Origin of the sequence: Brevibacterium aurantiacum, assembly GCF_003932995.1 — a bacterium.
Classification (GTDB): Bacteria; Actinomycetota; Actinomycetes; order Actinomycetales; family Brevibacteriaceae; genus Brevibacterium; species Brevibacterium aurantiacum.
Genome location: NZ_CP025333.1, coordinates 1,079,189 through 1,103,558 on the forward strand (window position 1 = coordinate 1,079,189; position 24,370 = coordinate 1,103,558).

General features: G+C 64.0%; 27 protein-coding genes and 1 riboswitch. Of the genes, 15 read left to right on the plus strand and 12 right to left on the minus strand.

The window, feature by feature from the left end; translation table 11 throughout:
* The first annotated feature begins 31 nt into the window (after window positions 1–31).
* Window positions 32–616, plus strand: a complete 585-nt coding sequence (locus CXR25_RS04895; RefSeq protein WP_009884272.1) for an amino-acid N-acetyltransferase — start codon at window positions 32–34, stop codon at window positions 614–616.
* Window positions 617–686: 70 nt separating this feature from the next.
* Here the strand turns inward: CXR25_RS04895 and CXR25_RS04900 are convergent, their stop codons facing one another.
* Window positions 687–1,724, minus strand: coding sequence for an HhH-GPD family protein (locus CXR25_RS04900; protein ID WP_069599680.1), 1,038 nt, complete (start codon window positions 1,722–1,724; stop codon window positions 687–689).
* Between the two features lie 36 nt (window positions 1,725–1,760).
* Here CXR25_RS04900 and CXR25_RS04905 point away from each other — a divergent pair, with 36 nt between their 5' ends.
* Window positions 1,761–2,537, plus strand: coding sequence for a LytR C-terminal domain-containing protein (locus CXR25_RS04905; protein WP_226823988.1), 777 nt, complete (start codon window positions 1,761–1,763; stop codon window positions 2,535–2,537).
* A gap of 83 nt (window positions 2,538–2,620) precedes the next feature.
* Here the strand turns inward: CXR25_RS04905 and CXR25_RS04910 are convergent, their stop codons facing one another.
* From CXR25_RS04910 to map, 3 genes are all read right to left on the minus strand, one after another.
* Complete coding sequence (locus CXR25_RS04910; RefSeq protein WP_226823989.1) at window positions 2,621–3,013, minus strand: VOC family protein; 393 nt, start codon at window positions 3,011–3,013, stop codon at window positions 2,621–2,623.
* 42 nt (window positions 3,014–3,055) lie between these two features.
* The gene (radA, locus tag CXR25_RS04915; protein WP_009884276.1) at window positions 3,056–4,408 is read right to left on the minus strand and encodes a DNA repair protein RadA; all 1,353 of its coding nucleotides are present in this window, start codon (window positions 4,406–4,408) and stop codon (window positions 3,056–3,058) included.
* Window positions 4,409–4,518: 110 nt separating this feature from the next.
* Entirely contained in the window at window positions 4,519–5,286 is a 768-nt protein-coding gene (gene map, locus CXR25_RS04920) for a type I methionyl aminopeptidase (RefSeq protein ID WP_009884277.1), read from the minus strand.
* Window positions 5,287–5,436: 150 nt separating this feature from the next.
* Between map and CXR25_RS04925 the strand changes: the two genes are divergently transcribed.
* The gene (locus tag CXR25_RS04925; RefSeq protein ID WP_009884278.1) at window positions 5,437–5,673 is read left to right on the plus strand and encodes a hypothetical protein; all 237 of its coding nucleotides are present in this window, start codon (window positions 5,437–5,439) and stop codon (window positions 5,671–5,673) included.
* Here the strand turns inward: CXR25_RS04925 and CXR25_RS04930 are convergent, their stop codons facing one another.
* From CXR25_RS04930 to CXR25_RS04940, 3 genes are all read right to left on the minus strand, one after another.
* Complete coding sequence (locus CXR25_RS04930; RefSeq protein ID WP_009884279.1) at window positions 5,674–5,898, minus strand: PLD nuclease N-terminal domain-containing protein; 225 nt, start codon at window positions 5,896–5,898, stop codon at window positions 5,674–5,676.
* A 32-nt stretch (window positions 5,899–5,930) separates the two neighbouring features.
* Window positions 5,931–7,469 carry an L-piperidine-6-carboxylate dehydrogenase gene (gene amaB, locus CXR25_RS04935; protein WP_125240456.1) on the minus strand — a complete coding sequence of 513 codons (1,539 nt, stop codon included), beginning with the start codon at window positions 7,467–7,469 and terminating at the stop codon, window positions 5,931–5,933.
* A gap of 104 nt (window positions 7,470–7,573) precedes the next feature.
* The gene (locus tag CXR25_RS04940; RefSeq protein WP_240516280.1) at window positions 7,574–8,704 is read right to left on the minus strand and encodes an NAD(P)/FAD-dependent oxidoreductase; all 1,131 of its coding nucleotides are present in this window, start codon (window positions 8,702–8,704) and stop codon (window positions 7,574–7,576) included.
* Here CXR25_RS04940 and CXR25_RS18610 point away from each other — a divergent pair.
* The 5 genes from CXR25_RS18610 to CXR25_RS04960 all read left to right on the plus strand — a co-directional run bounded on the left by CXR25_RS18610 (window position 8,703) and on the right by CXR25_RS04960 (window position 11,448).
* A complete protein-coding gene (locus CXR25_RS18610; protein WP_164513763.1) occupies window positions 8,703–8,894 on the plus strand; it encodes a hypothetical protein in 192 nt (63 codons plus the stop codon). The two genes, CXR25_RS04940 and CXR25_RS18610, sit on opposite strands and share 2 nt — an antisense overlap.
* Before the next feature lie 61 nt (window positions 8,895–8,955).
* The gene (locus tag CXR25_RS04945) at window positions 8,956–9,846 is read left to right on the plus strand and encodes a LysR family transcriptional regulator (RefSeq protein WP_009884282.1); all 891 of its coding nucleotides are present in this window, start codon (window positions 8,956–8,958) and stop codon (window positions 9,844–9,846) included.
* The gene (locus tag CXR25_RS04950) at window positions 9,843–10,445 is read left to right on the plus strand and encodes a class I SAM-dependent methyltransferase (RefSeq protein ID WP_096158393.1); all 603 of its coding nucleotides are present in this window, start codon (window positions 9,843–9,845) and stop codon (window positions 10,443–10,445) included. Before CXR25_RS04945 ends, CXR25_RS04950 begins: the two co-directional genes overlap by 4 nt.
* 63 nt (window positions 10,446–10,508) lie before the next feature.
* Window positions 10,509–10,829, plus strand: coding sequence for a putative quinol monooxygenase (locus CXR25_RS04955; RefSeq protein WP_096158394.1), 321 nt, complete (start codon window positions 10,509–10,511; stop codon window positions 10,827–10,829).
* A 73-nt stretch (window positions 10,830–10,902) separates the two neighbouring features.
* Window positions 10,903–11,448, plus strand: a complete 546-nt coding sequence (locus CXR25_RS04960; protein WP_096158395.1) for a hypothetical protein — start codon at window positions 10,903–10,905, stop codon at window positions 11,446–11,448.
* 38 nt (window positions 11,449–11,486) lie between these two features.
* Here CXR25_RS04960 and CXR25_RS04965 read toward each other — a convergent pair whose 3' ends face one another.
* From CXR25_RS04965 to CXR25_RS04975, 3 genes are read right to left on the minus strand one after another with little or no spacing between them, the layout of a single operon-like run.
* Window positions 11,487–12,368, minus strand: a complete 882-nt coding sequence (locus tag CXR25_RS04965) for an energy-coupling factor transporter transmembrane component T family protein (RefSeq protein WP_009884286.1) — start codon at window positions 12,366–12,368, stop codon at window positions 11,487–11,489.
* Entirely contained in the window at window positions 12,352–13,842 is a 1,491-nt protein-coding gene (locus CXR25_RS04970) for an ABC transporter ATP-binding protein (RefSeq protein ID WP_096158396.1), read from the minus strand. Before CXR25_RS04970 ends, CXR25_RS04965 begins: the two co-directional genes overlap by 17 nt.
* Window positions 13,842–14,462, minus strand: a complete 621-nt coding sequence (locus CXR25_RS04975) for an ECF transporter S component (protein ID WP_069599686.1) — start codon at window positions 14,460–14,462, stop codon at window positions 13,842–13,844. Before CXR25_RS04975 ends, CXR25_RS04970 begins: the two co-directional genes overlap by 1 nt.
* A gap of 32 nt (window positions 14,463–14,494) precedes the next feature.
* A riboswitch (TPP riboswitch) is annotated at window positions 14,495–14,603 on the minus strand.
* A gap of 140 nt (window positions 14,604–14,743) precedes the next feature.
* Here CXR25_RS04975 and CXR25_RS04980 point away from each other — a divergent pair.
* Window positions 14,744–16,666 (plus strand): purple acid phosphatase family protein, encoded by a 1,923-nt coding sequence (locus CXR25_RS04980; protein WP_069599687.1) that lies wholly within the window; start codon window positions 14,744–14,746, stop codon window positions 16,664–16,666.
* Window positions 16,667–16,706: 40 nt separating this feature from the next.
* Here the strand turns inward: CXR25_RS04980 and CXR25_RS04985 are convergent, their stop codons facing one another.
* Window positions 16,707–17,615: a universal stress protein gene (locus CXR25_RS04985; protein ID WP_009884290.1), complete on the minus strand. Its 909-nt coding sequence runs from the start codon at window positions 17,613–17,615 to the stop codon at window positions 16,707–16,709.
* Window positions 17,616–17,730: 115 nt separating this feature from the next.
* Window positions 17,731–18,270 carry a DUF4916 domain-containing protein gene (locus CXR25_RS04990; RefSeq protein ID WP_009882948.1) on the minus strand — a complete coding sequence of 180 codons (540 nt, stop codon included), beginning with the start codon at window positions 18,268–18,270 and terminating at the stop codon, window positions 17,731–17,733.
* Window positions 18,271–18,354: 84 nt separating this feature from the next.
* Here CXR25_RS04990 and CXR25_RS04995 point away from each other — a divergent pair, with 84 nt between their 5' ends.
* From CXR25_RS04995 to CXR25_RS05020, 6 genes are all read left to right on the plus strand, one after another.
* Window positions 18,355–18,657, plus strand: a complete 303-nt coding sequence (locus tag CXR25_RS04995; protein WP_083248918.1) for a putative quinol monooxygenase — start codon at window positions 18,355–18,357, stop codon at window positions 18,655–18,657.
* A gap of 262 nt (window positions 18,658–18,919) precedes the next feature.
* A complete protein-coding gene (locus tag CXR25_RS05000) occupies window positions 18,920–20,416 on the plus strand; it encodes an MmgE/PrpD family protein (protein WP_009882946.1) in 1,497 nt (498 codons plus the stop codon).
* Window positions 20,416–21,321, plus strand: a complete 906-nt coding sequence (prpB, locus tag CXR25_RS05005; RefSeq protein WP_009882945.1) for a methylisocitrate lyase — start codon at window positions 20,416–20,418, stop codon at window positions 21,319–21,321. Before CXR25_RS05000 ends, prpB begins: the two co-directional genes overlap by 1 nt.
* The gene (locus tag CXR25_RS05010; RefSeq protein ID WP_009882944.1) at window positions 21,318–22,439 is read left to right on the plus strand and encodes a bifunctional 2-methylcitrate synthase/citrate synthase; all 1,122 of its coding nucleotides are present in this window, start codon (window positions 21,318–21,320) and stop codon (window positions 22,437–22,439) included. Before prpB ends, CXR25_RS05010 begins: the two co-directional genes overlap by 4 nt.
* A 26-nt stretch (window positions 22,440–22,465) precedes the next feature.
* On the plus strand, window positions 22,466–23,275 hold the full coding sequence (locus CXR25_RS05015; protein WP_009882943.1) for an enoyl-CoA hydratase/isomerase family protein: 810 nt from the start codon (window positions 22,466–22,468) through the stop codon (window positions 23,273–23,275).
* 22 nt (window positions 23,276–23,297) lie between these two features.
* A complete protein-coding gene (locus CXR25_RS05020) occupies window positions 23,298–24,263 on the plus strand; it encodes a Ppx/GppA phosphatase family protein (RefSeq protein WP_009882942.1) in 966 nt (321 codons plus the stop codon).
* Window positions 24,264–24,370 lie beyond the last annotated feature (107 nt).

The following is a 24,370-nucleotide window of genomic DNA, read 5'->3' on the forward strand; positions in this document are numbered from 1 at the left end:
ATGCCTGCGGCCGATGGTGTTGAATGAGGATATGAGCTCAGCCCCAGTCGACTTCGACCATGATCAGGTCTCCACGGATCACCACTTCAACCATTCGCTTCCCGGTGGGCTCTACCTGCGCAGGGCTCGCACATCCGACGTCAAGGGAATCGAGGCCTTGGTCGCCCCGCTGGCCGAAGAGCGCATTCTGCTGGCCAAGGACACCGTCACCTACTTCGAAACTCTGCAGGAGTTCTGGTTGGTGGTCGACCCGCAGCCCGACGGAACTGAGATTCTGGCCGGTTGCGCGGCACTGCACGTCATCTGGGCCGATCTTGCAGAAGCACGCACGGTAGCCACATCCCCGGCCTATCGGGGCCGCGGAGTAGGCAAGGCGCTCATCAGACAGCTCCTGGCAGATGCTGTGGCCATCGGCGTCGACAGGGTCTTCTGCCTGACCTTTGAGACCGGGTTCTTCGGTTCGCTCGGATTTGAGCCGATCAAGGGCATCCCCGTCTCTCCGGAGGTCTACGTCGAGCTTCTGCACTCCGCCGATGAGGGCGTGGCAGAGTTCCTGGACTTGGCCCGAGTCAAGCCCAACACCTTGGGCAACGCCCGCATGATCAAGTTTCTGTGAATCACCGTCGCGGCTCAGCGGATCCTGCAGCCGCGGATCCTGCAGCCGCGGATCAGGCAGCTTGAGACGATCAGCTGGGGAGTTGCAGCACGTTCTTCGTTCGTGCAGCCAAACCGTCTGAGACGAGGTCATCGATCAGGCGTGTGATCCTCTGTGAATCCGCGCTGAGGTCTCGAACTCGGTCGAGTTTCGTCGCGGTGTGCCCGGAGAGCTCATCGAGCATGTCGGGATCAATCTTGGCAGTCGTCGTAGTGAAGAGATCAATGGGAACCGATCCGCCGGTGTGAGCACCGTCGGCATTCTCATGCGCGGATTTGAGTACATCCATGATGGCTCCGCGCAGCTGCCTGTCTGTGCCCGCCCATTTCTGGGTCTTCGGCTTCACCGCCGAGGTGGGACGTCCCGCCTTCTGCCAGGCGCAGATGTCATTGAGCGGGCAGGTCTCGCACTGAGGGTTCCTGGCCGTGCACACGAGCGCACCGAACTCCATGACCCCGGCGTTCCACTGCTTGTGCTCTGTCTCCGGAACGAACTGGCCGGCCCATTCGGTCTCTGCACGACCAGGTGAAGGGGAGGGGCGATCGCGACCTGCGAACAGGCGGATGAGGACACGGCGCACGTTCGTGTCGAGGACGGTGGTGCGCTCCCCGTGGGCGAAGGATGTTACTGCTGCTGCGGTATAGGAGCCGATGCCGGGCAGACGTTCGAGCTCCTTGGCGGTCTGTGGCACGTGACCGTCGAGCTCCTCAGTGATGACACGTGCGGCTTCCTGGAGTCGCAGTGCCCTCCTTGGGTAACCGAGACGGTCCCAACGGTGGAGAACCTCGGCGGTGGGTGCCTGTGCCAGATCTGCGGGTGTCGGCCACTTCTGCATCCACTCCCGCCAACGGGGTTCGACCCGGGACACAGGGGTCTGCTGAGACATGATCTCGCTGACGAGGACGGCCCAGGCTGTGGTGTCGGCATCTCTCCACGGCAGGGGACGCGCCGCGGATTCGAACCAGGTGATGATCGTCTCGCGAACCCGATGGATGTCCGTGTTCGCAACTGCGGGGAACGGGGAATCGGGGCGCGAAGATCTCGATTCGGCAGAGGCTCGGTGTGTCATTTGGATGCTCAAACGCTTCGGCCTAGGCTCAAAGCGATGACTCCTTCCAATCGTGGTTCTCAGCCGAAGAACGGTGCCAGGCAGCCCCGCCAGTCTAGCGGGAAGCTGCCAGCGCACGTGTACCGTCGGCGTCGCTACGCGCTGCTGGTCGCCAGCCTTGTGGTCATCGCTCTGCTGGTGCTCGGGGTCGTCGGAATCGTCAAGGGACTTGGCGGCGGCGATGAGAAGGACCCTGTTGCCGAGGAGACTCCGTCTGCGAGCGAGACGACGGCGGCGCCAGTCCCAGATGAGAAGGCCGCAAGTGGTAAGTGCCCCGAGGAGCAGGTCGGTCTCAAGGCCAAGGTCAACAAGAAGAGCTTCAAAGAAGACGCCAAACCCAAGTTCGAAATGGTCATCGAGAACAACCACACGGCCACCTGCCTGATCGAAGTGGGCACCAAGGATCAGGAGTTCCTGGTCGAGAAGAACGGTGACGTCGTCTGGTCGTCGAAGTTCTGCGCCGCCGATGAGGACGAGAACGCTGAAGTCTCGACCGAGTTCGCGCCCGAATCGGAGAAGACTGCACAGTTCGAATGGAACCGGGTGCAGGTCGACAAGAACTGCAACCGGACGAACCAGGAATTCGGTGCCGGAGACTATGAGCTCATCGTCAAACTCGGCGATGAGGAGAGCAAGCCGGCAAAGTTCAAACTTGAGAAGGACGCTGCCACTAAGGCCAAAGAGAAGAAAGAAGCCGAGGACAAGAAGGCAGAAGACGAGAAGTCCGAAGCGCCCACGGAGAAGCCCTCGGACGAGAAGTCACCTGACGAATAGAAGCCTGGTGCCTGACCAGAGACGGCCGGTCTGCTGACGGCGCCGTGACGCTCAAGTCAGCGCGCGGATTAACTCGTGAGTTCTCAGGCTCCGCGGTAGGAGCCGACTCCCCAGGAATTGCCGTCATGGTCGCGGAAGTCGAACTCCCGACCGCCGTGAGGCTGTGTTGCCACCGGGCGGACGATCGCATGGCCCATGTCGATGACCTCTTCGTAGAGCCGATCGACTTCGCGTTCGGTGTCGACGACGACGTAGATGGAGTTCCCGCCGACACTGTCGAGGGCCGATCCGTCATTGCGGACGGAGCCCAACATGATTCCACCCGTCTCGCCCAGAGCGTATTCGGCATGGACGATGATCTCCGGGTCAGCCTCGTCCCTGATGATGAGCCGCTCGGTGAAACCGAGCGTGACCAGCAGAGCGGTCGTCGCGGCCGCGTCCGTGGTCCTCATCGCGGGAAAAACTGTCGTGGTCATGCTTCCAGGATGCGCCATTTTCGCGCAGATGTCCCGGAATTTTCACTGATTGCTTCCCAAAAGGATCTCGACGGCTTCGGAAACGTGCTCGCATTCTTTGACTCGCATCCCCTGGGGAGTGGAGACATTGCGCAGTGCGCCATGGGCGACGATCGCATGGGTGATTCCCAGACGAGAGGCCTCATTGAGCCTTTGGCCCAGGTTGGGAACATTGCGAATCTCGCCCGAGAGGCTGATCTCTCCGATCGCTACGAATTTCGCGGCCATCGGCTTTCCGATCGCGGCTGAGGCCAGCGAGAGACAGATTGCCAAGTCGCTGGCAGGTTCCGCCAGTTTCGCCCCGCCGACGGTGGCGGTGAAGACATCGGACTTGGCCAGGCTGATGTTCCCGATCTTCTGGCTGAGGACGGCGAGCATCATGGCCACGCGGGAGGAATCGACGCCGGAGACCGACCTGCGTGACTGTCCGCCAGCGGATTCGGTGATCAGCGACTGCACCTCGACCAAAAGCGGACGTTTGCCCTCCTGAGTCACTGTCAGACAGGTTCCTGGAGGATTGCTGCCGCTGCGGGAGAGGAAGAGGCCCGATGGGTCTTCGAGGCTCTTGATGCCGTTTTCCTCCATATCGAAGCAGCCGACGTCATCGGTCGGACCGAATCGGTTCTTCACGGCACGCAGCAAACGTAGGCGCGAATGCCGTTCACCTTCGAAGTTGCACACGACGTCGACGAGGTGCTCGAGGAGCCGGGGGCCGGCGATGGTGCCGTCCTTCGTGATATGGCCGACGAGCACGGTCGGCAGAGACCGGGCTTTGGCCTCACGGATCAGGGCCGCAGCCACCTCTCTGACCTGGGTGACTCCGCCAGGGACTCCGTCGATCTCGGAAGAGGCGAGTGTCTGGATGGAGTCGACGATGAGCATTTCAGGCTCTTCTGCCTCGATCATGCCAAGGACTGCGCCGAGGTCGGTCTCTGCCGCCAGCAGAAGGGTGTCTTCAAGGGCATTGATGCGTTCGGCCCGCAGCCGCACCTGCCCGGCTGATTCCTCGCCAGTGACGTAGAGAACCTTGGCTCCGAACTTCGCGACACGGGAGGCGACATCGAGCAGGAGCGTTGACTTCCCGACGCCCGGCTCGCCGGAGAGGAGAACGACGGCGCCGGGGACGATGCCGCCGCCGAGGACACGGTCGAATTCGCTGACGTAGGTGGTCTTCGCCTGGGCGAGAGTGGAATCGATCTGGTTGATCGACTTCGCACCGCTGGACTTCTTCACCTTCGTCTTTACCGAGGACTTGCCTGCGCCCTTCTCCTCGAGCGTTCCCCAGGCCTGGCATTCGGGGCAACGGCCCAGCCACTTGACGGTTGAATAGCCGCATTCAGTGCAGGTGAAAGACATAGGACAATTCTGACACGGGCCACTGACACAGCTATGTACTCAGCACCGCACACGCAAACGGGCCTCCGACGAACGATTCGCCGGAAGCCCGATTGCACTGCTCGCAGACATCAGTCCAGTGTGGTGAGGATCCTCGGACCATCCTCGGTGATGGCGATCGTGTTCTCCGAATGCGCACCGTTCGAACCGTCGGCCAAGCGCAGGGTCCAGCCGTCCTTGTCGACGGAGAGCTTCTTCGAGGTGAATGACCACCACGGTTCGATCGCCAGCGTCAGACCGGGCTTGAGCACCAAGCCGCGTCCACCCTTGCCGCGGTTGGCCACGTGTGGATCTTCGTGCATTGTGTGGCCCAGGCCGTGTCCGCCGAAGTCGAGGTTGACCGGGATGCGCTGTTCATCGGCGACATCGCCGATGGCCTTCGAGATATCGCCGAGGCGGTTGCCTGGCTGCGCAGCGGAGATGCCGGCTTCCAGTCCGGACCAGGTGGAGTCGATGAGGCGCTGGTCCTCTTCGCTGCCGTTCCCGACGATGACGGAGCGTGCGGCATCGGCGACCCAGCCGTCGATGGACACAGCAAAGTCCAAGGTGAGCAGGTCGCCGTCCTTCATCACGTAGTCGTGGGGCTTGCCGTGGAGGACTCCGTCGTTGACCGAGAGGCAGATGACGTTGCGGAAGGGGCCTTCCCCGAAGGAAGGAGCGTAGTCCCAGTAGCAGGACTTCGCGCCGGCCTCTTCGATGAGCTTTCGTGCCCGCTTCTCCAATTGCATGATGTTCATGCCCGGTTCTGCGAGCTCAGACAGTTCAGCCAATGTCTTCGCGACGAATCGGCCGGTGACCGCCATCTTGTCGATCTCGGCGGGTGTCTTCAGCTCAATCACAGGTGTTCTCCTTCAGTATTCACGGTCTCAATCGCAACTTTAGTCGTTCTGGTCCCTTCCGTCGCGGTCGCACTGTCCTTCCGTGATCAAGCAGACAGCTGCGAGCGAATATGATTGCAAGGCGTCTTGTGGGCAGGTAGATTCCGCATCATGAGGGAAATCATCATGGCGTTCTTCCTGGGCGTGGCATTTACGAACTCCTTGCTCATGGGTGAGGAGTCGCTCAGCGAGGGTGGGCAGGCGTGGATCTTGGAGCTCATCGTCTTCCCGCTCTTCGCATTGGTTGGAATTGGTGCAATGCTGCTGGAGCATAGAAAACGGGCGTCGGCCAAAAGCCGACGCCCGGATTCTCACGACACTGATCAACTGCCAGCACAGTCTCGCTGACTATCGCGCCAACTCTGCGCGGCGATTGCGGCGATGGACGAGCCAGACGACCGATCCGAGAATTGGCGCGACGATGATGAAGACTGCCCAAGCCAATTTGGTCGGGGCATCGACTTTCGACCGAGTCAGTGACACCAATGACCAGATAGCCAGACCGATGACGACGATGACGATCGCAGTCCAAGCGAAGTCGTACCAGGCAGGCAGCAGTGGGTTCCCAGACATGACAGCAGACTATCCCATCTGACAAGTGACCTTCAGAGGAACTCCACGCCCTGCGCCAGCGGCAGCTCACCTGAGTAGTTGACCGTGTTCGTCGCCTGGCGCATATAGGCCTTCCACGAATCGGTGCCGGACTCGCGGCCGCCGCCGGTTTCCTTCTCACCGCCGAAGGCCCCGCCGATCTCTGCACCTGAGGTGCCGATGTTGACGTTGGCGATGCCGCAGTCGGAGCGGGACAGGAACTTCTCGGACTCGGCAAGCTCCGAGGTGAAGATCGCCGAGGACAGGCCCTGCGGCACTCCGTTGTGGATCTCAAGTGCTTCGTCGAGATCGGAGTAGGTGACGACGTAGAGGATCGGAGCGAAGGTCTCCGACTCCATCACCGAGGTTTGGGTGGGCATCCGCACGACCGCCGGCTCCACATAGTGTGCATCGGGTCGTTCGTCGTCGAGGACGCGAGCACCGCCGGTCAGGACGGTGCCGCCCTCGGACTCGGCCTGCTTGAGTGCCGCCTGCATCGCCTCATAGGAGCCCTCATTGATGAGCGGTCCCACCAGCACGCCGTCCTCGGTGGGAGACCCGATGCTCAGCGTCTTGTAGGCCGCGACGATCTTGTCCACGAAGTCATCGGCGATGGACTCGTGGACGATGAGGCGGCGCAGGGTTGTGCAGCGCTGACCGGCCGTACCCGCAGCCGCGAAGACTACGCCCCGCAGCGCCAGGTCGATGTCGGCACTCGGGGCCACGATCGCACCATTGTTGCCGCCGAGTTCCAACAGAACCCGGCCGAAGCGTTCGGCCACGACCGGACCGACCTCACGGCCCATGCGCACCGAACCGGTGGCAGAGACCAGAGCCACTCGCTCATCGCGGACCATGGCATCGCCGATGTCCCGGCCGCCGACGAGGACAGGGACGAGTCCTTCCGGAGCCCCCACCTCGGCGGCGGCACAAGCCAGCAGGGACTGCGCGCCCAGGGCTGCGAGCACCGCGTTCTCCGACGGCTTCCACACCACGGCGTCCCCGGCGACCAGGGCCAAGGCCGTATTCCAGGAATACACGGCGACGGGGAAGTTGAAGGCGGAGATGACACCGACGACCCCGAGCGGATGCCAGGTCTCCATGAGTCGGTGACCGGGGCGCTCACTGGGCATGGTCTTGCCCCACAGCTGACGGGACTGGCCGAGTGCGAACTCGCAGATGTCGATCATCTCCTGCACCTCACCGGCGGCCTCGGACGGGGTCTTGCCCGCCTCGACCGTGATGATCTTCGCGAGGTCCTCCTTGTGCTCGCCCAGCAGCTGTCCCCAGCGCTGGACCAGCTGACCGCGCACGGGTGCAGGGACATCTCGCCAGGCGGCGAACGCTTCGGCGGCTGCGCCGATCGTCTCCGAGGCGGATTCCTTGGTGTCCGCGGCCAGTGTGCCCAGGCTCTGCCCGGTGATGGGGGAGCGGGCAGGCAGGCTCGCTGCGGCGGAGGACCCGGCGGTGAGCACGGAGGTGTCGACCCCGCAGGCTTTGAGGCCGCCGGTGAGCAGGTCGGTGATGGTCTGGTCGGTGGGCAATGCGGTCATTGCAGTCCTTTCGCTGGTGCTCCTGGTGAGCGGGAATCTGATGATGTGCGTAAGTCACGGTCGATGGGAGTGAGCAACGGTCGATGGGAAGGGGGTGCGGGGCGTCAGACGATGTTGAGCTCCTTGCGCAGTCCCGAGGTGGCAAACCGACGTTTGTCCAGGCCGGAGACGTCGACGAAGGGCTGATGGCCGGTCATGAGGTCGGCGACGACCTCCCCGACGGCCGGTCCCATGAGGAATCCGTGGCCCGAGAACCCGCAGGCGTAGAAGAAACCGGAGAGCTCCTCGGCCTCACCGATGAGCGCATTGTGATCCGGGGTCATTTCATAGAGTCCCGCCCAACCGCGTTTGGCCTCGACATTGCCCAGGGCAGGAGCACGGGTTTCGATGAGTTCGGCCAAAGTGGGCAGCCAGTCCGGGTTGCGCTTGTCATCGAAGTCCCACACATCCGCCTCGTCCGGGCAGCCGAAAAGCAAGCCGGGACCCTCTGGATGCACGTAGAAGCTCGTGCTGAAGTCGATGGTGAAAGGCATGCGCGCCAAATCGATGCCCAGAGCCGCCTCATCCACAGGTTCGCTGACCATGATCTCGCGGCGCAGGGGCCTGACCGGCAGATCGACCCCGGCCGCCTCGCCGATGAGTCCGGACCAGGCGCCGGCGGCACACACGATCTGCGCAGACTCGATCCTGCCCTTGCTCGTGGTCACCGCGGTGACCCTGCGGGAGTCTGCGCCCTCGGTCGATTCGAATTCGGTCACCTCGCAGTTCTTGAGCACCTGCACGCCCAGGCCGCGTGCGGCGCTGACATATCCGGAGACCACGGCCTCGGGCGTGCAGTGCCCATCGCCGGGGTTGAAGGCCCCAGCAACGATGCCCTCTGTGTCGATGTACGGGGCCAGTTCGGCCACCTCGGCGACGGTGAGCATCCGGGAATCCAGGCCCATGCGCTGCTGGAGTGCGACGTTGGCCGCGAAGGTTTCGGCATCGGCGACGGAGTCGAGGAGAAACAGGTAGCCGTTGCTCACCAGATCGATGTCGACACCGAACTCGGTTTCGAAGTTGCGCAGCACCTCGAGGCTGCGCGTGGCCAGGGCGATGTTGACCTCATCGGAGAATTGGCAACGCACCCCGCCGGCGGCCTTCGACGTCGAGCCCGAGCCGGGGACGTTGCGCTCGACGAGAACGATGTCCTTCGCGCCGTGTTTGGCCAGGTGGTAAGCGATGGATGCTCCCATGACTCCGGCGCCGATGATGACCACCTCGGCGCTCGCCGGGGCTGTTGCTGTCGGTGATGTGCTCTCCAACTTCCACCTCTTTCGTCTCCTGCCGCAGCGACCGTCCTTGGTCGCCGCTGCAGTGGGGAGCGCCGACGTCGATGTCGGCGGAATGCGGCTCTCTGCCCATTGTGGTTCCCGTCACGTTTAAGGACAAGAGCGAGTTCATGAAAACTGTTTTTAGGAAACATGAAAAGAGCTATGCTGTCGCCATGGGATGGACCTTGGGACAGCTGCGCACATTCGTCACCGTGGCCGAACTCGGGTCCATGACCAGGGCCGCGGAGCAGCTGGGCTACAGCATCGGCGCGGTCTCCCAGCACATGAGTGCCCTGCGTCGGGCCGTCGGCTCCGAACTCTTCCTGCGCCGAGGCAGAGGGATGATCCTCGCCGAGGCTGGCCGGACGCTGCTTCCACGTGCCCGCAGCATCCTCGCCGCTCAGAAGCAGGCCGAGATGGCGATGCTGGGCAGGGATTTCCGCAGCGAGGCCATCGTCACGCTCGGCGTCTTCGGCTCCGCCTCGACCAGGGCGCTACCGTCGATCGTCAGAGCACTCGGCGAGCGGCACCCACACATCGAGGTCCGAGCCCGCGAGATCAACGTCGAGACGATGTCGGCGGCCGTCATCGACGGAGCCATCGATCTGGGCATCGGTATCAACTATCCGGCCGTGCCCCTGCCGCCCATGCGGGGGCTGAGCTGGAGAACCGTCGCCAGCGAGGACTTCGGCATCGTCGTGCCCGCGGGTGCACCGCGGCTCACACCGCTGGACCTGGCCGAAGCGGATTGGATCCTGCCGCCGGCCGAAGAGCTCTTCGGGCGAGCGATGCGACTGGCCACCTCGGCGCTGGGCATTGCCGCCAAGGAGACCCACATCGTCACCGACACCGCGGTCGCGCTCGCCCTGGCCGGGACGGGACTCGGCCTGACGCTGGCGACTCCGATCATGATGTCCCTGGGCGGGCCTGACGTCGATCTGCATCCCATCGCCGAGGCGGGCGGCCGGGAGATCATCGTGCTGACCTCCCCGGACCCGGCAGATCCGGTCGCCGCCGTCGCCGAGGTGGTGGCCGAGGTCTTTCGTCCTAGGATGGGGCCATGAGCTTCGATCATCAGTGGAACCGCATCCGTGAGACCAACCCCGACCACTCCGCGAACTACGCCGAGAGGTGGCGCAATCTGGCTGCCTCCGGTCACGACATCGGGGGAGAGGCGCGGTTCGTCAATGCGATGGCACCGCGCGGGGCACGCATCCTCGACGCCGGCTGCGGAACCGGTCGGGCCGGTGGTCTGCTCATCAATGAGGGCCACACCGTCTACGGTGTCGATCTCGACGAGTTCCTCATCTCTGTCGCCGAGGAGGACTTCCCGAGCGGTGAATGGCACACCGGCGACTTGGCCGAATTCGATTTCGCTGGCGCAGGCATCAATGACATCGACGTGGCGTTCTGCGCCGGCAACGTCCTGTCCTTCCTCGATCCGGCCTCACGTCGCCAGACCCTGTCGAATATCAAATCGACGCTGAAACCCGGTGGACGCTTCGTCGCCGGCTTCGGAGCCGGCCGCGGCTATGACTTCGCAGACTTCATCGACGATGTGAAGTCGACCGGCATGATCGTCAACCTCAAGCTGGCCACGTGGGAGCTCCACCCCTTCGAACCAGACAGCGGATTCCTCGTCCTCATCGCCGAGCGCGTGTGAGAGATGCGGCGAATGTGATTTGCTGGAACAGACAGAGCCAATTCGAGATGAAGTGAGGTCAGCATGATTTTCATCGTTGTGAAGTATGACGTGAAGCCCGAAAGCGTCGAGAAGTTCCCCGAAGCGGTGCGCACCTTCACCGAGGCGACACGGTCGGAACCGGGCAACCTGTGGTTCGAATGGTCCAAGAGCCTGGAGAAGGACAACGAGTTCGTCCTCGTCGAAGCATTCACCGACGAAGGGGCAGAACCCCACGTCAAGAGCGATCACTTCGCCGCCGGACTCGAAGCCATGCGCCCCCACCTTGCGTCGACGCCGAAGATCATCTCGCGCAAGATCGACGGCGAAGGCTGGGACGAGATGGGCGAACTCCAGATCGACTGATCTGCACCTTCCTCCCACCGCCTGCATTGCGGCGGCCCTGTTGAAATGGGTCTGGGTTGCCTAGACTTCTCCCATGGCAACCAAAGCGATGAATGTGCAGGCGATCGAGAAGGCTCTCGGCGAACCCTGGGTTGACACTCGGGCCCGCCTCGAGGCGGCTGGGGGAGCGTCGGCGAGTCACAAGGAACTCGCCGACGCCCTCTACCCGCAGTTCGACGGGGTCGTTGAGAAGCACGGGTGGTGGGTTCAGGGCGCGGTCGTGGCCTATGAGCAGGAGATCGGCAGACGTGTGCCGGGCCAGCGCGCCGACGGAACCTTCGACGTCGCGGTCTCGCGCACCTTGACCGGTACGCGAAATGATGTCATCACCCGCTTCGCCTTCCTCATCGACGAGGGAACGCTGGCAGGCGTGGCTCTCGACGGTGAGGCGCGCACCTCGACGACTGAGAAGCGTTCCTTCTGGCGGGCGAATCTCGAGGACGGAACCAAGTTCGAGGCCGCGGCCGAACCGAAGGACGAAGGCAGGACGATGCTGGTGCTCACCGCGTCGAAGCTGCCCAGCACCGAGGCCCTCGAGGAGCGGCGAGCCGCGCTCAAGGAGCTCCTCGGGCAGCTCTGAGTATGCGATCGCCTGTGGCTGGCGGGACCTTCAGTGCCTCAGCCGCCGACGATCGGATTCCACGTACCGAACGCATGCGCGGCCACGATCGCGAGAACGCAGACGGCCACTGACACCGTCACAGCCACACCATCCCCGGCGCCGAAGGTCGAGCGCCTGCGCCAGGTCCGTCCGGGACGACCGAACGCCCTGCCCTCCATGGCCATGGCCAAAGTGGTACCGCGTCGGATCGACTGCACCAGCAGCACGAAGATACCGGCGAAGAGACTCCCCGTGCGCCGCACGATCGAACCCCCGGCGAGGCCCCTGGCCCGTCTGGCCATCGCCAAAGTCTGCCATTCGCTGACAAGCAGCCCGAGCAGTCGGCTCGCCGCGAGCACCGAGACGACGACCACCTCGGGCAGGTGCAGCCGCTGGATGAGCACATCCGCGAGGTCACGAGGATCAATGGTGGAGGCCAGGACGATGAGCGGAATAGCCAAGGCCAAGGCACGCAGGAAGATCGCGGCCGCTGCCTCGAGAGAACCCGTCGTCATCAGGACCGGACCGAGGTCGATGACCACCGCACCGGTCTTCTCTGCCAGAATCGCCGTGCCCCACGCCGCCAGAAGTGCGCCGAGAGGCAGGAACCACAGACGCTTGAGTGCAGCTATCAGGTCCAGCCCCGTCGTCGGCAGTGCGAGCAGGCAGAACCCCAGGACGACTCCCGCCGAGACCATGTCGATGCTCAACAGTGTTCCGACCATGAGGATGAGCGCCACAGCGATCTTCGTCAGCGGATTGCACGTGACCAGTGCCGTGGTGCGCACCAAGGGAATGAGCTGGCCGGGATCATGAACCGCGACCTCGGTGCCCGTGGCGACTGTGGCTCGCCCAGCCGGATCGGTGTGTTCGATCGCGTGCTCACGCAATTCGCTCACCTGCCTTCGTCCTCCGACTCAACTCGACCCGCCTGGCCCCGATGGCGTCGAGGAACGCATGGTCGTGGCTGACCGCGACCACGGCGGACCCGCGGGCAAGGACGTCGATGAACTGCTCGACCAGACCGGCCCAGGTCAGGGCATCCTGGCCGAACGTCGGTTCGTCGACGATGAGCACCTGCGGCCGCGGCGCCATCATGGCAGCCACCGACAGGCGACGCTTCTCACCGCCCGAGAGGCCCTGTGGATGGGCCTCGGCGAGCTTCTCAAGTCCCAGCACCTCGAGGAGTTCGGCGACGCGATCGTCGACCTCGGCACTCGACCATCCGGCCAGCCGCGGTCCCAAGGCCAGCTCCTCGGTCACACTCGAGCGCAGGAACTGATGTTCGGGTTCCTGGAACACCATCCCGATGCGAGGAGCCAGAAACGCTGAGGGCCACCGGAAGGGTCGGGCATGCTTGGCACCATCTCGCAGATTACCGACAGCTCTCACCTCTCCCTCGAATTCCCGGATGAGGCCGGCCAGGGTCAGCGCCAAGGTCGACTTGCCGGCCCCGTTGGCGCCGACGATGCCCAGGGCCTCACCGGACCGAACGGACAGATCGAGGCCGGTCGCCGCCGGAACCTTCGCACCGGGGCGAGCCACACTGAGGCACTCGGTCGTCAGCACGACCTCGCCGTCGGGGTGGGGGAGCGGTTCCGCACCAGGCTGCACCGCAGGGTTGGAGGGTCCGGCCGTCTCCGGCACCCAGATCCCACACTCAACCAGCACCTCGGCGAGCGCAGGATCACCGAAGACCGACCTCGGCAGACCCTGGGCAAGCAGGCCCGCTGGGCCGAGGACGATCACGGTGTCCACGTGATCGAGCCACAGTCCGACCCGGTGTTCGACGATGACCATCGTCGCCGAGGTAGCCGCCTGGGTCTCGAGGACAGCATCCCGAACGGAGGCGGCGGAATCCGGATCGATATTGGCCGTCGGCTCATCGAGGATGATCACCTGCGGTGCCATCGCGTGGATTCCTGCCAGCGCCAGACGCTGCTTCTGTCCTCCGGACAGTGCAGCGGTGGGATGGTCGTGGGGGAGACCCAGGCCCATTGCCGCAAGGGAAGTTGGAATGCGAGCGGCGATGACGTCGGCGGGCAGGCCCAGATTCTCCATGCCGAAGGCGACATCATCACCGACCCGGGAGAAGATCACCTGCGAATCGGGGTCCTGGAGGACCAGCCCGGTCTCACCTCGGCGCGGATCCGGTGGACGGTCACCGATGAGAAGCTGACCATCTGCCTCACCCGACTCGGCAGGCAGAACTCCGGCGATCGCATGCAGGAGGGTGGTCTTACCTGCCCCGGACGGGCCGAGCAGAAGCACCTTCTCACCTGCTGCGATGTCCAGATCGAGGGGACCGACCGCGGGTTCATCACGGTCGGCATGGCGCCACGAGAACCCGCGGGCGCGAATCGGCAGGGCCATCAGCGCGCTCGGCCGGAGGCGAAGGCGCTCAGGGCCCCGGTCTTCGCGATCGCCCGGTAGGCGAACCAGGCGCCGATGCCGGAGATGACGATGCCGGAGATGATCGCGCACACGGCATAGGCAGCCTGGTAGCCGAACTGCCATTCGGCGTTGTACATGATGTTCTCGCTCACGGACATGAACGCGGCGGCCAGCAGCCCGGCCAAGCTCGTGACCCACAGGGTGAACCTGCGATAGCCGAAGGCCGCGAAGATGAGTTCGGCGCCGAGGCCTTGGACGAGTCCGGAGAGCAGAACGGTGGCTCCGAAGTGAGAGCCCAGCACCGCCTCGACGATGGCGGCGATCATTTCGCACAGCAGAGCGGCACCGGGTTTGCGGATAATGGCACCGGCCAGAGGGCCGGCGAGGACCCAGAGGCCGGCGATGAGGCCGATCGATGGAGGGAAGGCCTGGAACCCGAGTTCGAGGACCTTCCAGCTCAGGGCCAGGACCCAGAAGATGAGTCCGACGCCGATTCCCAGCACGGCGGTGACAACGTAGTCGACGACCCGCCACTGCTTCGTCGCCGGTACCTGGGAATAGTGGGGCGCGGTCTTCACAGCGGAATCCGGCGCAGTCATTTCTGGCATAGTGCCTCCTCATATCAAGGAGGGGTAGAAGAGTCTCGACTTCCTTCGGCGGTGCTAGCCGCATCAGGTTCGAGGGTCTGCAGCTTCATCTGCACTCTCAGCGCCCCTTTCGGCGCTCCCCTGTCGTGAGAACCACTGTACCCCAGTCGACGCGCAGAGCTCGTTACGGAAAGTTCACCTGCCGTTGACTCGGCGGTCGCACGTCGGCGGCGGAGCTTTCATTACCGACGGGTAAGAATATTCGGGTGAAAGCACAACACCTGAGATCTCCGATGAGTATTCTGTCCGTTTCGGCACTGCTGGCGGCTCTCGTCGCAGTACCTGTCCCTGCGCATGCCGGGCTCACACCTGCCGAGCCCACGCAATCGCCCTCGACCTCGCCCTCGACGCAGCCAGAGGCGGACGAGGAGTCCGCGATCTCCGATGTGGTGCTGCAGGTCGGGGCGGATGAGAGCTCTCGCAACCTGTCATGGATGAGCGAGAACTCCGGTGACGGCGAGGTCCGCTGGGCTAAAACCTCGGAGCTTGAGGGCTCGGCTCTGCCCGAGGATGCCCATAGCGCCGAGACCAGCGACTCGGGCCTGTCGACCGATCTCAAGCGCCACTACAATCATGCGAGCATGACCGGTCTGGAGCCGGACACCGAATACTCCTACCAGGTCGGCAGCGAAGAGGATGGCTACTCAGCCGTGGCGCAGTTCGACACGGGTGGTTCCGGCGGCGACAGCGAATTCCTTGTCTTCGGTGACCCGCAGGTCGGGGCCGGCGGCGGGCAGCCCGATGACGCGACTGGTTGGGACAGGACCTTGAACTCGGGGCTGGAGACCGCGCAGGATCCGCGGTTCTTCTTCTCACTGGGCGATCAGGTGAACTCAGCAGGTGACCAGGGGCAGTACGAGCAGTACCTGGCTCCGGAGGCGACTCAGGAAGTTCCGCAGGCGACGACGATCGGCAACCATGATGTCGCTTCGAAGTCCTATGAGCAGCACTTCAACCGCCCGAACGTGAGCAGCGACCACGGTGAAGGCGGACTCGTTGCGTCCGGCGGTGACTACTGGTTCATCGATTCGGGGGTTCTGTTCATCAATATCAACTCGAATGACTCCGACACCGACGAGCATGCGGAGTTCATCGATGAGGTCGTGGCCGAGCACGGGGACGAGGCGCGCTGGACGGTCCTCGGGTTCCACCATTCCATCTATTCGACCGCGACCCACAACAGCGACCTCGACGTGAAGCGGCTGCGTGAGGCGATTCCACCGGTGGCTGCGCGCAACGACATCGATCTCGTGGTGTCCGGTCACGACCACATCTACAACCGGACCTTCCTCATGGATGCCGAAGGCAAGAAGGTCGAGTCTTCCGATGCCGGTCTCGAGCAGGAGAAGGAGGAAGGGCAGACGATGTACCTGACTCTGACCTCGTCCTCGGGATCGAAATTCTACGACTATGTTCCGGGTCTGGATTGGGAGGCCAAGAGCGTCCACAACGACATCCCCGCCTTCACCCGAGTGCGGGTCAGCGACGAAGCGCTGCGCGCGACGACCTACGAGGTCCCAGCAGAAGGCGCGCAGCAGGCTGAAGCACAGGCGGCGTCCGAGCAGATCGACGATGTCGAGATCACCCGCTCCGGCGATGACGCACCCGAGCCGGGAACCGACGCCGGAGCAGACGCTGACGCAGAAGACGCTGCAGCAAGCTCCGACGGTTCCTCGGCAGACGCCGACAGTGCTTCGGCGGACGCGGATGGTGCTTCAGCCGAAGCGGACAGCGTGTCAGCTGAAGCCGACGGCGCGTCACCGGAGGCCGACGGCACTGATTCAAGCGACGGCTCGAACAGTGCGGATGCGGGCACCAGCTCGGACGGAGCTGAGTCCGACTCGGACTCGGACTCGGAACGTGCCGATTCTGACGCTGCGACTGCCGGCACGACTGACAACGACGGCACGACTGAGGCTGAAGGTGCGACTGACAACGACGGCACAACCGAATCCGACGGCGCAGACGCGAACGCCGCCTCCGCTGCCCCCGCCGACTCCGGCACAACCTCGGCGAACTCAGATTCAGCTGCGGACGGCGGCGATCTGCCGCGCACCGGTACTCAGCTCGGACTGCCGATCGGCCTCGGTGCGGGCGCAGTCATCATCGGGGCCGTGCTGCTGCTCGTGTCCAAACGTCGCCGCAGCCTGCGCTGACGCAGCCGGCGCTGAGCCACTCTGCGCTGACGCGCTCGGCTCAGCTCGGAACGACCATGACCGGGCCATCGGCATGATGGAGGACTCCGCGTGACACCGAACCCAGAAGTGCACTTCTGACTGCTCCTCGCCCGCGAGTGCCGAGGACGGTCAGCTGTGCGGTCTTCGTGGCCTCGAGGAGTTCCTCGACAGGGTCGCCGATGGGCACCTCGGCACTCACCGGCAGATCGGGGAACTGCTGGGCCACTGCCGCGACTTCGGCCTCGAGCGCTGTCTCGAGTTGCTTCTTCCTCCGTCCGGAGACCTCGGCGCTCAGTTCCAGTTCGGGGTACCAGTAGAGCCACTCGTCTCCGGCTGGGAGGACGGAGACGATGTCGAGGGCGGCACTTCGCGAGTTGGCCACCTCGGCGGCGGTGAACATCGCCAGACGCCCGGCGTCTGAGCCGTCGACTGCGACGACCACGCGAGCACCGTCCGGCTCCGTGCGGTGGTCCGGGACGACGATCGTCGGGCAGTGGGAATGGGCGGGCAGTGCCGTAGACACCGAGCCGAGAATTCGGCCCATGAATCCGCCTCGGCCCCTGGCTCCCACGACCACGGTCCGGGCGTGGGCGCTCAGGTCCCTCAGCACACCGGCCGCGTCGCCCTGATCTGCCCGGTAGGAGACCTTGCCCGCATGGTCTCGCAGGAGTCCGGCTGCCTCGCCGAGGCGCTTCTCGACCGCCCGAAGTGCCGCTTCCTCCTCGTTCTCCTCCGGCATGGAGGCGATGTTCGGATAGATCATCGCGGGAACGGTATACGCGGCGACGACGGTGAGAGGGGCTTTGCGACGCGTGGCCTCGGCTGCACCGTATTCGAGGGCGCGCGCGGCGAGTTCGGAGCCGTCGTAGCCGACGAGGATTCCGAGGTTGGTCGATGTCTGGTCAGCGGAGCGGTTCTCGGCAGTCATGGCAGACCTCCCGTGGGGGCCGACTGTACCCGGACGAGGACGATGGCCCCCGTCATCAGAACCGTCCTCGTGGACTCAGTCTACCAAGGTTCTTCTACGGAGTGTAGAAAAATCTTCAGATCGCGAAGCCCATATGAGCCAGAGCGTAGCGGAGGATGTGCTCCTGGCCGTGGCACATCTCGCCGACGATGTCGGAGCGCAGAGTCTCCTCCGGTGTCAGCCAATCGAGACTCAGCGCATCCGCACGAGGGGTGCACTCGCCGCGGACTTCGAGGATGAAGCACATCGAGATCGCATGTTGGCGGGGGTCGTGGAGGAGCGACGATCCTTCGGTGGGAAAGTACTCGGCGATGTGGAACGGTGCGATCGCAGGCGGGATGACCGGCAGCGCCATCGGTCCGAGATCATTCTCCGCATGGCGCATCAGCGCCGAGCGGATGCTCTCGTGGAAGCGGATTCGCCCGCCGACGACCTCTCGCCCGAGCGTTCCGTCGTCCAGGCTGCGCAGCAGGAGGCCGATTCGCTCGACGTCTCCCGATTCGCCCACTCGCACGGGGATCGCATTGACATAGGGGATCGGCAGTCGCCGTCGCAGCTGGGCGAACTCGGCATCGTCGAACCAGTTCTCGTCGAAGTCCAGAGCAGTGCGCGTCATGGGTCAATTGTGGCACAGTTCACTGGCGGCCCAGCCTGGCAGGCGACAGTGACGCAGGTCACTGCTGTTGGTATTATCGGCAGCATGGTCTTCGCGAATGCAGGCGCCCTTGGGGTTCGACCCGGACAGCGTGACGCCCTGGTTGAGCATCTGACCGCGCGCAGCGATCATCTGTCTCGCGTCGGCTGTCTCAGCTACGAGGTCGGCGTCAATGATGAACAGCCCGACACCGTCTTCGTCGTCGAGCTGTGGGAGAGTGCCGAGGCGCATCGGGCCTCGCTGGAACTCCCTGAAGTGCAGGCCTCGATTGAGGCCGCCCGCCCCATGCTGTCGGGAGAGTTCGGTGGATTCCACTTCGACGTCGTCGGATCCCCACTCCGTGACTGAGCGTTCCACGACCGAGCGTTCCACAAGTTCTCCACGACTGAGTCCTCGCGCCGGAACTTCCTGGAATCACTGCCTTCCACCGCGACTGCCCGACCGAATTTCGGTAGGCGGGACTGGGTGGTGGGATCGAGGTTCCTTCGGGTAAAGTATCTTGATGTCGAGATAAAATTCTGACCAGACCGTGACAGAGAAGTGACGTAGCCTACAGTTGTGTCAGCCACTCTCAGACCTGAACGGTCAAGGACGTTTGAAGGGGTTAACCATGATCGATCATGAAGTCCGCACGTACAAGAGCTCAGAGAACCTGGCTCGTGAAGACCAACTCGCCTGGAAGATCGCCGAGGTCGCCTCAGACCCGACTCCAGTGGATTCAGAGGTCACCGAAATGGTGATCAACCGCGTCATCGACAACGCCTCGGTAGCCGCAGCCTCGGTGCGCCGCTCGGCCCCGCTGCACGCTCGGGAACAAGCACAGACCCACCCCTACTCACCCGGAGCCACGGTCTTCGGTCTGCCACTTGGTGAGCACTTCTCCCCGGAATGGGCAGCCTGGGCCAACGGAGTCGCCGTTCGCGAACTCGACTTCCATGACACCTTCCTCGCCGCCGAGTACTCACACCCCGGCGACAACATCCCACCTGTCCTCGCAGTCGCCCAGCACAAGGGCATCAGCGGTAAGGACCTCATCAACGGCATCGCCACCGGCTACGAGATCCAGGTCGACCTGGTCAAGGGAATGTGCCTGCACGAGCACAAGATCGACCACGTCGCCCACCTCGGCCCATCGGCAGCAGCCGGCATCGGCGCCATGCTCGGCCTCGACACCGAGGTCACCTTCCAGGCCATCCAGCAGGCCCTGCACGTGACCACCGCGACCCGCCAGTCCCGCAAGGGCGAGATCTCCTCGTGGAAGGCACACGCTCCCGCGTTCGCCGGCAAGATGGCCGTCGAGTCCGTCGACCGTGCCATGCGCGGCGAGGGTGCGCCCAACCCGATCTACGAAGGTGAAGACGGCTTCATCGCCTGGATCCTCTCCGGCCCCGAGGCCCGCTACACCATCCCTCTGCCCGGTGCAGGCGAGGCCAAGCGCGCGATCCTCGACACCTACACCAAGGAGCACTCCGCCGAATACCAGGCGCAGGCGCTCATCGACCTCGCCCGCAAGCTCGGCGGCGAGATCGAGGACCTGACGAAGATCAAGCGCATCGTCATCCACACCTCGCACCACACGCACAACGTCATCGGCACCGGCGCGAACGATCCGCAGAAGATGGATCCCAAGGCCAGCCGCGAGACCCTTGATCACTCGATCATGTACATCTTCGCTGTGGCCATGGAGGATCAGGGCTGGCACCACGAGCACTCCTACGCTCCCGAGCGTGCCGGACGTCCCGAGACAGTCAAGCTGTGGCACAAGATCGAGACCACCGAAGACAAGGAATGGACTCGCCGCTACCACTCGACCGATCCCAACGAGAAGGCCTTCGGTGGCCGCGTGGAGATCGAATTCGAAGACGGCTCGACCCTGGTCGATGAGATCGCCGTGGCCGACGCGCACCCCTTCGGTGCCCGTCCCTTCGCCCGTGCGAACTACATCGAGAAGTTCAAGACCCTGTCCGAAGGCATCCTCACCGGTGCCGAGCAGACTCGCTTCATCGACCTGGCCGAGAACCTCGAGAACCTCGACGCCAAGGGCGTGGCCGAACTCAGCTTCACCGTTGACGGCCTCGAGCACACCGGCTCGAAGGGCATCTTCTGATGTTGGGGGCAACCACAACGCCGGCTGAGCGCCGCGCGAAGTTCCGTGAGCTCCTCGCCGGTGACCAGATCGTCCAGTTCCCCGGAGCCATCAATCCGATCAACGCTCAGATCATCGAGCAGACCGGATTCGAGGGCGTCTACATCTCCGGAGGTGCCTTCTCCGCGGCCATGGGCCTGCCCGACATCGGTCTCACCACCCTCACCGAGGTGGCCGATCACGGACGCAACATCGCCCGGGTGACGAACCTGCCGACCTTCATCGACGCCGACACCGGCTGGGGTGAAGCCATGAACGTGGCCCGCACCATCCAGGAATTCGAAGACGCCGGAATTTCGGGGATGCACCTCGAAGACCAGGTCAACCCGAAGCGCTGCGGCCACCTCGACGGCAAAGAGGTTGTCACCGCTGCTGAGATGTCCAAGCGCATCAAGGCCGCCGTCAAGGGCCGTCGGGATGAGAACTTCGTCATCAGTGCCCGCACCGACTCCCGCGCAGGCGAAGGTCTGGACGCGGCGATCGACCGCGCGAAGGCCTACGTCGACGCCGGAGCGGACCTGATCTTCCCCGAAGCCATGCGGGACCTCGGCGAATTCGAGAAATTCGCCAGCAGCGTGGATGTTCCGATTCTGGCGAACATGACAGAATTCGGAAAGAGCGAACTGTTCACGACCGAGCAGTTGGCGAACGTCGGAGTCAAAGTCGTGATCTACCCGGTCACAACTCTGCGTCTCGCCATGGGTGCGATCAAATCGGGCCTGCAGACCATTCGCGACCAGGGCACACAGGTGGACCTGCTCGAGGGAATGCAGACCCGTGCGGACCTGTACGACACGATCGACTACGCTGCGTACAACGATTTTGACGCGGCCGTATTCAACTTTTCACAGGAGGGTCACCAGTGACCGAAGAAATCAAGAAGGGCCTCGCCGGCGTCGTCGTCGACACCACGGCCGTTTCGAAGGTAGTCCAGGAAACGAACTCGCTCACCTACCGCGGCTACCCCGTGCAGGAGCTCGCAGCCAACTGCAGCTTCGAGGAAGTCGCCTATCTGATCTGGAACAGCGAACTGCCGACCAAGGCTCAGCTCGAGGAATTCCAGGCCCGCGAGCGTGGGCAGCGCGGAATCGACGACAAGCTCGTCCAGCTCATCCTCGATCTGCCCAAGGACTGCCACCCGATGCACGTGGTGCAGACCGCGGTGTCCTACCTCGGCGCCGTCGATCCTGATGCTGATGTCGAAGGCGAAGAGGCCAACCTGGCCAAGGCTGAGCGTCTCTACGCACAGCTGCCGACGATCGTGGCCATCGACCACCGTCGCCGCCACGGCCTCGACCCGGTCGCGCCGACGAAGGACCTCGGCTACGCCGCGAACTTCTTCAAGATGGTCTTCGACGAGGTTCCCGACGAGGCGGTCGTGCGCTGCTTCGACATCTCGATGATCCTCTACGCGGAGCACTCGTTCAACGCCTCGACGTTCACCACCCGCGTCATCACCTCGACGACGGCTGACCTGTACTCGGCAGTCGCCGGCGGCGTCGGCGCCCTCAAGGGACCCCTCCACGGCGGTGCCAATGAGGCCGTCATGGCGATGCTCGAAGAGGTCGGCACTGCCGACAAGGCATCGGCGTGGATCGACGATGCGTTGGCGAAGAAGGCCAAGATCATGGGCTTCGGACACCGTGTCTACAAGAACGGCGACTCGCGCGTGCCCACCATGCGCAAGGCCTTCGAGAACATGGTCGAGGCCAAGGGCGCAACCGATCTCCTCGATCTCTACAACGCCTTCGAAGAGGACTTCGTGGGTCGTAAGGGCATCTACCCGAACCTCGACTACCCGTCAGGCCCGGCTTACCACCTGATGGGCTTCGACACCGATCAGTTCACACCGATCTTCGTCATGGCCCGCATCACCGGCTGGACCGCTCACATCATGGAACAGCAGGCCAACAACGCTCTGATCCGTCCGCTGAGCGCCTACGACGGTCACGAGCAGCGCGAAGTTCCCGCAGACCGGGGCTGAGAAGCTCACGCTGAAAGGCTGTGCACATGACCGTTGACGGCACATACCGTCCGGTCGATCTCGAGGGTTTCGACTTCACCGTCACCGGTGGAGTCGGAACCCTCGTCATCGATCGGCCCGAAAAACGCAATGCCATCTCCCGCCCGATGTGGCGGGCACTGCCGGACATCATCGCCGGTGTCGACGCCGATGACTCGATCGGTGCACTCGTGATCACGGGTGCCGCCGGGCACTTCTCCGCCGGCTCCGACATCGCCGATCTCAATGTTCCCCTCGATGATTTCTGGGAGCTCAATTCCACCGCCGAGGCGGCTGTGGCCAACTCGCGCACCACGACGATCGCGGCCATCACCGGCAACTGCGTCGGTGGAGGGACCGAGATCGCGGCGGCCTGCGACATCCGCATCGCCGCCCCCGGTTCGATCTTCGGGGTCACGGCTGCGAAGCTCGGGCTCGTCTACCCTCCCGGTCCGACTCGGCGTCTGGCGAGCGTTCTCGGTGACGCCTGGGCCAGGTATCTGCTGGTCACCGCATCGATCGTGAAGTTCGACCAGATGCGCGAACTCGGCTTCTTCCACGAAGTCTCCGAGGCTCCGCTGGCGTCGGCACAGACGATGGGGGAGAAGATCGTCGGTCTCTCACGACTGTCCCAGCTGGGATCCAAAGCAGTCCTGTGCGGGGAGCTGACGGAGAGCGCCACGGCCGATTCCGCCTTCAACCCACCGCAGTGGCTCGATGAGGCCTACCAGGCAGAGATCGCCCGCGGACAGGAGGCGTTCTTCGCCAAGCGCCCGCCCGAGTTCGGCTTCCGGGGCACGGACTGGGTCGAGGAATGAATTCTGAGGTTAAACTGATCGAATGCGCCTAGCAGTCCTCGATATCGGGTCCAACAGCGTCCACCTCCTCGTGGTCGACGCTCATGTCGGAGCCCCTCCCTTGCCCGCGACCTCCCACAAAGAGGTCCTGCGCCTCGCCGAGTACCTCGGCGACGACGGCATGATCGACGCGGCCGGTCAGGAGCGACTGCACAACTTCATCGCCGAGGCGGTGGAGATCGCCGAGGACCAAGGATCGGAGCAGATCCTGGCGTTCGCCACCTCGGCGGTCAGGGATGCACCGAATGGTGCCGAGCTCATCGACTCCATCAACGCTCAGCTCGGGGTCACCCTCAACGTGATGTCGGGCAAGGACGAAGCACGGGTGACGTTCCTGGCCGTCAGGCGCTGGTTCGGCTGGTCGGCGGGGAAGATCCTGCTGCTCGACATCGGCGGCGGCTCCCTCGAGATCGCGGCTGGGCAGGACGAATACCCGGAAGCCGCCGTGTCGGTGCCGTTGGGGGCCGGTCGGACCTATTCCGACTTCATCCCGGATCCGCTGCCCAGTGCCGAGGACATCCACAGCCTCCAGAAGTACGCCCGGTCTCAGATCGGCCGTATCGCCGGCAAGATCAACCGCGTGGGCACAGCCGACCAGGTGGTGGGCTCGTCGAAGACATTCCGCTCCCTGGCCCGGATCGCCGGTGCGGCACCCAGCGGTGACGGCATCTACGCCCCACGCAAACTCTTCCGCCGAGACCTCGCCGGGATCATCGAAACCCTGTCTTCGCGGACCCCCGAAGAACGCGCGACGCTGCCCGGAGTCTCCCAGGCTCGTGCCGGCCAGGTCCTCGCCGGAGCCATCGTCGCCGACGCCGCCTTCGCCATCTTCGACGTCAATGTGATGAGCATCTCCCCGTGGGCGCTGCGTGAAGGCATCATCATGCGCAAACTCGACCTTCTGGACTCGGCAGAGACCTCCTCGGCGATGCGGGTCGAGCTGGTCTGAGGCCTTTCGCAATCGGTCTGAGCCCTTTCGCAATTGTGCGGTGTGTTTCGCTTCTGCGCATTGCCTGTTAGATTTTTCCTAACTGCCGCGCACGGACCACCAGTTGG

Excerpts from the sequence above, each read along its gene's own strand:
- CXR25_RS04895 (WP_009884272.1), top strand. The coding sequence starts at position 32 with ATGAGCTCAGCCCCAGTCGACTTCGACCATGATCAGGTCTCCACGGAT.
- CXR25_RS04900 (WP_069599680.1), bottom strand. The coding sequence starts at position 1,724 with ATGACACACCGAGCCTCTGCCGAATCGAGATCTTCGCGCCCCGATTCC.
- CXR25_RS04905 (WP_226823988.1), top strand. The coding sequence starts at position 1,761 with ATGACTCCTTCCAATCGTGGTTCTCAGCCGAAGAACGGTGCCAGGCAG.
- CXR25_RS04910 (WP_226823989.1), bottom strand. The coding sequence starts at position 3,013 with ATGACCACGACAGTTTTTCCCGCGATGAGGACCACGGACGCGGCCGCG.
- radA (WP_009884276.1), bottom strand. The coding sequence starts at position 4,408 with ATGTCTTTCACCTGCACTGAATGCGGCTATTCAACCGTCAAGTGGCTG.
- CXR25_RS04925 (WP_009884278.1), top strand. The coding sequence starts at position 5,437 with ATGAGGGAAATCATCATGGCGTTCTTCCTGGGCGTGGCATTTACGAAC.
- CXR25_RS04930 (WP_009884279.1), bottom strand. The coding sequence starts at position 5,898 with ATGTCTGGGAACCCACTGCTGCCTGCCTGGTACGACTTCGCTTGGACT.
- amaB (WP_125240456.1), bottom strand. The coding sequence starts at position 7,469 with ATGACCGCATTGCCCACCGACCAGACCATCACCGACCTGCTCACCGGC.
- CXR25_RS18610 (WP_164513763.1), top strand. The coding sequence starts at position 8,703 with ATGACTCCGGCGCCGATGATGACCACCTCGGCGCTCGCCGGGGCTGTT.
- CXR25_RS04940 (WP_240516280.1), bottom strand. The coding sequence starts at position 8,704 with ATGGGAGCATCCATCGCTTACCACCTGGCCAAACACGGCGCGAAGGAC.
- CXR25_RS04945 (WP_009884282.1), top strand. The coding sequence starts at position 8,956 with ATGGGATGGACCTTGGGACAGCTGCGCACATTCGTCACCGTGGCCGAA.
- CXR25_RS04950 (WP_096158393.1), top strand. The coding sequence starts at position 9,843 with ATGAGCTTCGATCATCAGTGGAACCGCATCCGTGAGACCAACCCCGAC.
- CXR25_RS04955 (WP_096158394.1), top strand. The coding sequence starts at position 10,509 with ATGATTTTCATCGTTGTGAAGTATGACGTGAAGCCCGAAAGCGTCGAG.
- CXR25_RS04960 (WP_096158395.1), top strand. The coding sequence starts at position 10,903 with ATGGCAACCAAAGCGATGAATGTGCAGGCGATCGAGAAGGCTCTCGGC.
- CXR25_RS04970 (WP_096158396.1), bottom strand. The coding sequence starts at position 13,842 with ATGGCCCTGCCGATTCGCGCCCGCGGGTTCTCGTGGCGCCATGCCGAC.
- CXR25_RS04975 (WP_069599686.1), bottom strand. The coding sequence starts at position 14,462 with ATGACTGCGCCGGATTCCGCTGTGAAGACCGCGCCCCACTATTCCCAG.
- CXR25_RS04980 (WP_069599687.1), top strand. The coding sequence starts at position 14,744 with ATGAGTATTCTGTCCGTTTCGGCACTGCTGGCGGCTCTCGTCGCAGTA.
- CXR25_RS04985 (WP_009884290.1), bottom strand. The coding sequence starts at position 17,615 with ATGACTGCCGAGAACCGCTCCGCTGACCAGACATCGACCAACCTCGGA.
- CXR25_RS04990 (WP_009882948.1), bottom strand. The coding sequence starts at position 18,270 with ATGACGCGCACTGCTCTGGACTTCGACGAGAACTGGTTCGACGATGCC.
- CXR25_RS04995 (WP_083248918.1), top strand. The coding sequence starts at position 18,355 with ATGGTCTTCGCGAATGCAGGCGCCCTTGGGGTTCGACCCGGACAGCGT.
- CXR25_RS05000 (WP_009882946.1), top strand. The coding sequence starts at position 18,920 with ATGATCGATCATGAAGTCCGCACGTACAAGAGCTCAGAGAACCTGGCT.
- prpB (WP_009882945.1), top strand. The coding sequence starts at position 20,416 with ATGTTGGGGGCAACCACAACGCCGGCTGAGCGCCGCGCGAAGTTCCGT.
- CXR25_RS05015 (WP_009882943.1), top strand. The coding sequence starts at position 22,466 with ATGACCGTTGACGGCACATACCGTCCGGTCGATCTCGAGGGTTTCGAC.
- CXR25_RS05020 (WP_009882942.1), top strand. The coding sequence starts at position 23,298 with ATGCGCCTAGCAGTCCTCGATATCGGGTCCAACAGCGTCCACCTCCTC.